Annotated in this window: 3 protein-coding genes; all 3 read left to right on the top strand. The window is 38.7% G+C overall.

Annotation, left to right across the window (positions count from 1 at the left end; translation table 11 throughout):
• Window positions 1–458 precede the first annotated feature (458 nt).
• Window positions 459–2,987, top strand: a complete 2,529-nt coding sequence (locus ACT8YW_RS20820) for an ATP-dependent Clp protease ATP-binding subunit (RefSeq protein WP_074637782.1) — start codon at window positions 459–461, stop codon at window positions 2,985–2,987.
• Between the two features lie 134 nt (window positions 2,988–3,121).
• Window positions 3,122–5,167 (top strand): molecular chaperone HtpG, encoded by a 2,046-nt coding sequence (gene htpG, locus ACT8YW_RS20815; protein WP_444107015.1) that lies wholly within the window; start codon window positions 3,122–3,124, stop codon window positions 5,165–5,167.
• A 171-nt stretch (window positions 5,168–5,338) separates the two neighbouring features.
• A complete protein-coding gene (locus ACT8YW_RS20810) occupies window positions 5,339–7,636 on the top strand; it encodes a patatin-like phospholipase family protein (RefSeq protein WP_444107014.1) in 2,298 nt (765 codons plus the stop codon).
• Window positions 7,637–7,767 lie beyond the last annotated feature (131 nt).

The following is a 7,767-nucleotide window of genomic DNA, read 5'->3' as shown; positions in this document are numbered from 1 at the left end:
GGAAGGGCACGTGAAACGATGACCGACATGGAGTAGTCAATGTACGATGACTTCATTTCCTCCTCGATGTTAATCTTTATAATTCTGTCTTGTTCAAGCATTTAAAATGATTATTAATTATACATTCTACGGTTTGTGAAAAACCACGCTAAAGTACTACTTTTCCCCGATATACGAAAGTTTTTAGAAAGAAAGTTTTATCATGACCGAGACGATAACCCGCCAAACTTTAAAATACGAAAATAAAAAGATAAAAACGATAAATATAATATGGAAAGATAAATAACATCGGTAAAAAAGAGCCTGTTATTTGTTATACCTTATATATATAATACAAATACACTGTTTTTATGGCACGCCATTTGTAGATATAAGAAATAAAGCAAATATTGCGATACAAACTTGATTAAATGCGTATATTTGCCAGTGAATAACCCTTAGAAGAAAAGGAAAAAAGTATGAATAATCAATTCTCACAAAGAGTTTCCGACATTATCGTCTATAGTAAGGAAGAAGCGAATCGGTTGAGAAGTAGGTATATAGGTCCCGAACACCTGCTTCTGGGAATACTCCGTGACGGTGAAGGAAAAGCTATCGAAATATTGTCTAAACTCAACACCAATCTGGCTGCTATAAAGCAACAGATTGAAGCTCAGCTGAAGGCAGAAGCTGATGAAATGTTATTGCCTGATGCAGAGGTACCGTTATCTAATGATGCGGCAAAGATATTAAAAATGTGTATTTTAGAAGCTCGTGGAATGAAAAGTAACATCGCTGATACAGAACATGTATTATTGGCTATTTTAAGAGAAAAAAACAATATGGCGGCTTCCGTACTTGAAGCAAACGATATAAACTATGTGAAAGTACTGGAGCAAGCTACATTGCAGCCGGATATCAATTCCGGCATGGGCTTTTCGGAAGACGATGAGGATGACGAAGAAATGTCTTCTCCTCGTTCCGGCAGAGGTGGCTCGGATGAACGCCAACAGGCACAAACCGCTTCCAAAAAGCCGTCTAATGATACGCCGGTACTTGATAATTTCGGTACTGACATGACAAAAGCGGCAGAAGAAGGACGGTTGGATCCTGTCGTGGGCAGAGAAAGAGAAATCGAACGTTTAGCGCAGATATTAAGTCGACGCAAAAAGAATAACCCAATTCTGATTGGTGAACCTGGCGTAGGAAAATCAGCGATTGTTGAAGGCCTTGCATTGAGAATCATTCAGAAAAAGGTTTCACGTATCCTGTTTGATAAACGAGTCGTTGCTCTTGACATGACTGCTGTTGTAGCAGGAACAAAGTATCGTGGACAATTTGAAGAACGTATCCGTTCCATTCTCAATGAATTGCAGAAAAATCCGAATGTTATATTATTCATTGATGAAATTCACACGATTGTAGGTGCAGGCTCTGCAGCAGGCTCTATGGATGCTGCCAATATGCTAAAACCAGCATTGGCAAGAGGAGAAATACAATGTATCGGTGCTACCACTCTTGATGAATATCGTAAGAATATTGAGAAAGATGGCGCTTTGGAACGTCGTTTCCAAAAAGTAATCGTAGAACCGACTACTGCTGCCGAAACTCTGCAGATTTTGCGTAATATCAAGGATAAGTATGAAGATCATCACAATGTGTATTATACGGATGAAGCATTGGAAGCATGTGTCAAGCTGACAGACCGCTATATCACAGATCGTAATTTCCCTGATAAAGCCATTGATGCTTTAGATGAAGCCGGCTCACGTGTACATCTTACTAATGTCAATGTACCCAAAGAGATAGAAGAGCAGGAAAAGCTGATCGAAGAAGCTAAAAACAAGAAAAATGAAGCCGTAAAATCGCAGAATTTTGAACTTGCCGCTAGCTTCCGCGATAAGGAAAAAGAGCTTTCTATTCAATTGGATGAGATGAAAAAAGAATGGGAAGCCAATCTAAAAGAAAACAGGCAAACTGTTGATGCAGAAGAAATTGCCAATGTTATCTCAATGATGTCAGGCATTCCAGTACAACGAATGGCACAGGCCGAAGGCATCAAGCTAGCAGGTATGAAAGAAGATTTGCAAGCTAAAGTCATCGCACAAGACACAGCGATAGAGAAGCTGGTCAAAGCCATTTTGCGAAGCCGTGTAGGACTCAAAGATCCCAATAAGCCCATTGGCACGTTTATGTTCTTAGGTCCGACAGGAGTTGGTAAAACTCACTTAGCAAAAGAGCTGGCCAAGTATATGTTCGGTTCTGCCGATGCATTGATTCGTATCGATATGAGCGAATATATGGAAAAGTTCACTGTTTCACGCTTGGTTGGAGCACCTCCGGGATACGTAGGATATGAAGAAGGTGGCCAGCTGACAGAAAAAGTGCGCCGTAAACCATACTCTATTGTATTGCTTGATGAAATAGAAAAAGCACATCCGGATGTATTCAATATCCTACTTCAGGTAATGGATGAGGGTCGTCTGACTGACAGTTATGGCAGAATGGTAGATTTCAAAAATACCGTTATTATCATGACTTCCAATATCGGAACCCGCCAGTTGAAAGAATTTGGACGTGGTGTTGGTTTTGCGACACAAAGCCGCCTGGATGATAAAGAATTCTCGCGAAGTGTAATACAAAAAGCTCTAAATAAATCATTCGCGCCTGAATTCATCAATCGTGTAGATGAGATTATCACGTTTGATCAACTTTCTCTGGAAGCGATAACAAAGATTATAGACATAGAGCTAAAAGGATTGTACGATAGAATAGAATCTATTGGTTACAAGCTTGTTATTGAAGATAAAGCGAAAGAATTCATCGCTAGCAAGGGATATGACGTACAATATGGCGCCCGTCCTTTGAAGCGCGCAATTCAAACCTATCTGGAGGATGGTTTATCCGAGCTCATCATTTCCTCGTCTTTAAAAGAGGGAGATACTATTCAAGTAACCCTTAATGAAGAAAAAGGCGAATTGGAGATGAAAGTTGTTTCTCCGGAATAGAGTTATTTCCTGAATAAGAAAATAATTTAATATGCCATAATGTCAGACCTTCGGGTCTGGCATTTTTTTTGTCTCTATATGGACAAATATCAATTAAAATTAATCAATAGATAAACTAAAAAAATATACGTATTATGCAAAAAGGTAATATTGGGGTTACAACAGAAAACATTTTCCCTATCATTAAAAAGTTTTTGTACAGTGACCATGAGATTTTTCTGCGCGAGTTAGTATCCAATGCGGTAGATGCCACTCAGAAGCTGAATACGCTTGCTTCTATTGGCGAATTTAAAGGTGAACTGGGTGATTTAACTGTTCACGTTGAATTGGGCAAAGATACTATTACCATTTCTGACCGTGGTATCGGTTTGACTGCAGAAGAAATAGAGAAGTATATCAATCAAATAGCTTTCTCTGGAGCTAATGACTTCCTGGAGAAGTATAAGAACGACGCAAATGCCATTATCGGACATTTCGGACTTGGCTTCTACTCTGCCTTTATGGTTGCAAGGAAAGTGGAGATTATCACTAAATCATACAGAGACGATGCAAAAGCCGTAAAATGGACTTGTGATGGCAGCCCCGAATTCACTATTGAAGAAATAGAAAAAGCCGATCGTGGATCAGATATCATCTTATACATTGATGACGACTGCAAAGAATTCCTCGAAGAAGCACGTATCTCCGAACTTCTGAAAAAATATTGCAGCTTCCTTCCTGTTCCTATTGCATTTGGAAAAAAGAAAGAATGGAAAGACGGCAAACAGGTAGAAACGGCTGAAGATAATATAATCAATGACACCACTCCTTTATGGACACGCAAACCTAGCGAACTTTCGGATGAAGATTACAAATCATTCTATAGCAAGCTATATCCGATGTCTGATGAACCACTCTTCTGGATTCACCTGAATGTGGATTATCCATTCCATCTGACTGGTATCCTCTACTTCCCGAAGGTAAAGAGCAATATAGAATTAAATAAGAACAAGATTCAGTTATATTGCAATCAAGTGTATGTAACAGACTCTGTTGAAGGCATTGTACCAGACTTTCTGACTTTGTTACATGGAGTAATAGATTCTCCGGATATTCCGTTGAACGTTTCCCGTTCATACTTGCAAAGCGACTCAAACGTAAAGAAGATTTCAACTTATATCACCAAGAAAGTTTCCGACCGTTTGCAGTCTATATTCAAGAATGATCGTAAGCAGTTTGAAGAAAAGTGGAACGACTTGAAAATATTTATCAATTATGGAATGCTCACACAAGAGGATTTCTATGATAAAGCGCAAAAATTTGCCCTTTTCACCGATACAAATGACAAACATTACACATTCGAGGAATATCAGACTCTTATTAAAGATAACCAGACAGACAAAGATGGAAATCTAATCTATCTGTATGCAAATAACAAGGACGAACAATACAGCTATATTGAGGCTGCAACCAATAAAGGCTATAATGTCTTGCTCATGGATGGCCAGTTAGATGTAGCTATGGTAAGTATGTTGGAGCAAAAGCTTGAGAAATCCCGTTTCACGCGTGTAGACAGTGATGTTGTTGACAATCTGATTGTAAAAGAAGACAAGAAAGGTGAAACTCTGGAAGCCAACAAACAAGATGCAATCACAACAGCCTTCAAGAGCCAATTGCCTAAAATGGATAAGGTTGAATTCAATGTGATGACGCAAGCGTTGGGAGAAAATTCAGCTCCGGTCATGATTACTCAAAGCGAATATATGCGTCGTATGAAAGAAATGGCAAATATTCAAGCCGGAATGAGCTTCTACGGCGAAATGCCTGACATGTTCAATCTGATCCTGAATTCAGACCACAAGTTGATAAAACAAGTATTGAATGAAGAAGAGAATGCCTGTCAAGCAGAAGTAGCTCCGATACTCTCCGAAATGGATAACGTCAACAAACAACGTAATGAGTTGAAAGACAAACAGAAGGATAAAAAGGAAGAAGACATCCCAACAGCTGAAAAAGATGAATTAAACGATCTCGACAAGAAGTGGGATGATCTGAAAAGCAAGAAAGAAGCTATCTTTATCGGCTATGCAAGCAATAACAAAGTTATCCGCCAGCTTATCGATCTGGCCTTACTTCAAAACAATATGTTAAGAGGTGAAGCTTTGAATAACTTCGTAAAACGTAGCATTGAGCTGATTTAATATCGCCCCTTTAAACATTACACATACTTCAAGAAAGAGCATTCAACGTTAAATACACGTTGTAATGCTCTTTTTCAATTTAAAACGATCGGCAAAATATCGATTAATTGAAAAGTATTGTATATATTTGAACACTTAATAGACAAAAAATTCAATTGTTTGATTTGGGTTATGAGAAAGATTTTTTTAGTGTTCATTACTTTATGGCTGATTATCCCGGCTATCCATGCCCAAAAAGTAGGACTTGTATTAAGCGGTGGTGGCGCCAAAGGAATGACGCACATCGGCATCATTCGCGCATTGGAAGAAAACAACATCCCTATTGACTACATTGCTGGTACTTCCATGGGAGCCATTATCGGCTCCTTGTATGCCATGGGATACTCTCCTGACGACATGGTAGAACTGCTCAAATCGGAGGACTTTAAACGATGGTATTCCGGAGAAGTGGAAGAGAAATACGTATATCATTTCAAAAAGAATCTTCCCACTCCCGAATTCTTCAATATTCGTTTTTCATTCAAAGATTCACTGAAGAGTTTAAAACCTCAATTCCTGCCTACCAGTGTTGTCAACCCGATTCAAATGAATCTCGTGTTTGTTGACCTATATGCACGTGCTACGGCCGCTTGTAAGGGAGATTTTGATAAACTTTTTGTTCCTTTCCGTTGCATTGCGTCCGATGTGTACAATAAAAAACAGTTAGTCATGAAGGAAGGAGATTTAGGAGATGCCGTCAGAGCTTCCATGAGCTTCCCTTTCATGTTTAAACCCATTGAAATAGACAATGTACTGGCCTACGATGGAGGTATCTATAATAACTTTCCCACGGACGTCATGAGAGATGATTTTCATCCGGATGTCATCATAGGAAGCGTTGTATCCACCAATCCCACTAAACCCAAGGAAAATGACCTCATGAGTCAAATTGAGAATATGGTGATGCAGAAAACCGACTATTCTATTCCGGACTCTATGGGGATTTTAATGACGTTCAAATATGACAACGTCAATCTGATGGATTTTCAACGCATCGACGAATTACATGATATAGGATATAATCGAACCATCAGCATGATGGATTCTATCAAAAGCCGTATCCATCGGCGTGTGAATCTGGACAATATTCGTTTAAGGAGAATGGTATACCGCAGTAATTTCCCGGAACTACGTTTTAAAAATATCATCATTGATGGAGCTAATCCACAACAACAGGCATATATGAAGAAAGAATTTCATAAGTCGGATAACAAAGAATTCACCTATGAAGATTTAAAGCAAGGTTATTTTCGATTGCTATCAGATAAAATGATTTCAGAAATCATACCGCATGCAATTTATAATCCGGAAGATGACACCTATGATCTGCATTTAAAAGTCAAACTGGAAAACAACTTTGCTGTACGGCTGGGAGGTAACATATCCACCTCCAATTCGAATCAGATCTACCTGGGACTTAGTTATCAGGACTTAAACTACTATGCCAAAGAGTTTATTCTTGACGGGCAACTTGGAAAGGTATATAACAACGTGCAATTTATGGCAAAAATAGACTTTGCCACTGCCATTCCTACCTCGTATCGTCTTATAGGTTCGATCAGTACTTTCGACTATTTTAAGAAGGACAAACTTTTTTCGCGAAATAACAAACCGGCCTTTAACCAGAAAGACGAACGTTTCTTGAAATTACAGGTTGGATTACCTTTCCTTTCGAGCAAGCGAGCAGAGTTTGGAGTAGGAATTGCAAGAATAGAGGATAAATATTTTCAAAAAAGTGTCATTGACTTCGGAAATGACAAATTTGATAAAAGCCGCTATGATTTATTTGGTGGATCAATTAGTTTTAATGGAAGTACTCTTAATTCCAAACAATATCCTACACGTGGATACAGAGAAGCTCTTGTAGCCCAGATTTTCGTTGGAAAAGAACGATTCTATCCGGACGAAGGAAGTACGACCAGTAACAACAAAGATCATCACTCCTGGCTGCAATTATCTTATATGAAAGAGAAATATCATAATATGAGTGAACATTGGGTTTTAGGATGGTATTTGAAAGCCCTGTATGCCTCCAAAAACTTCTCCGAGAACTATACGGCCACAATGATGCAAGCTGGAGAGTTTTCTCCTACATTACATAGCAAATTGACTTACAACGAAGCCTTTCGTGCCAATCAATTTGTCGGAGCCGGCATTCGGCCTATTTACCGTTTAAGCCAGATGTTCCATCTTCGGGGAGAATTTTATGGTTTTATGCCTATTTATCCAATCGAAAAAAACTCGTTGAATAAAGCATATTACGGAAAAGCTTTCTCCAAGTTTGAATATTTAGGAGAAATTTCTGTTGTATGTCAATTGCCTTTTGGAGATATCTCTGCATATGTAAATCATTATAGCTCACCGAAAAGGGAGTGGAATGTCGGACTAAGTATAGGTTTACAACTATTCAATTATCGGTTCATAGAATAATTTTCTACAAAAAAAGTCGGTGAAAAGCTTGCTAATTCGGGAAAAGTCCGTATCTTTGCACCCGTTAAAACAAAATAACGGTCGCGTAGCTCAACTGAATAGAGTAGCTGACTACGGATCAGCCGGTTACA

Origin of the sequence: Bacteroides sp. (assembly GCF_052357945.1) — a bacterium.
In the GTDB taxonomy this organism is placed as follows: Bacteria; Bacteroidota; Bacteroidia; order Bacteroidales; family Bacteroidaceae; genus Bacteroides.
This window is presented reverse-complemented; position numbering and strand designations above follow the sequence as displayed.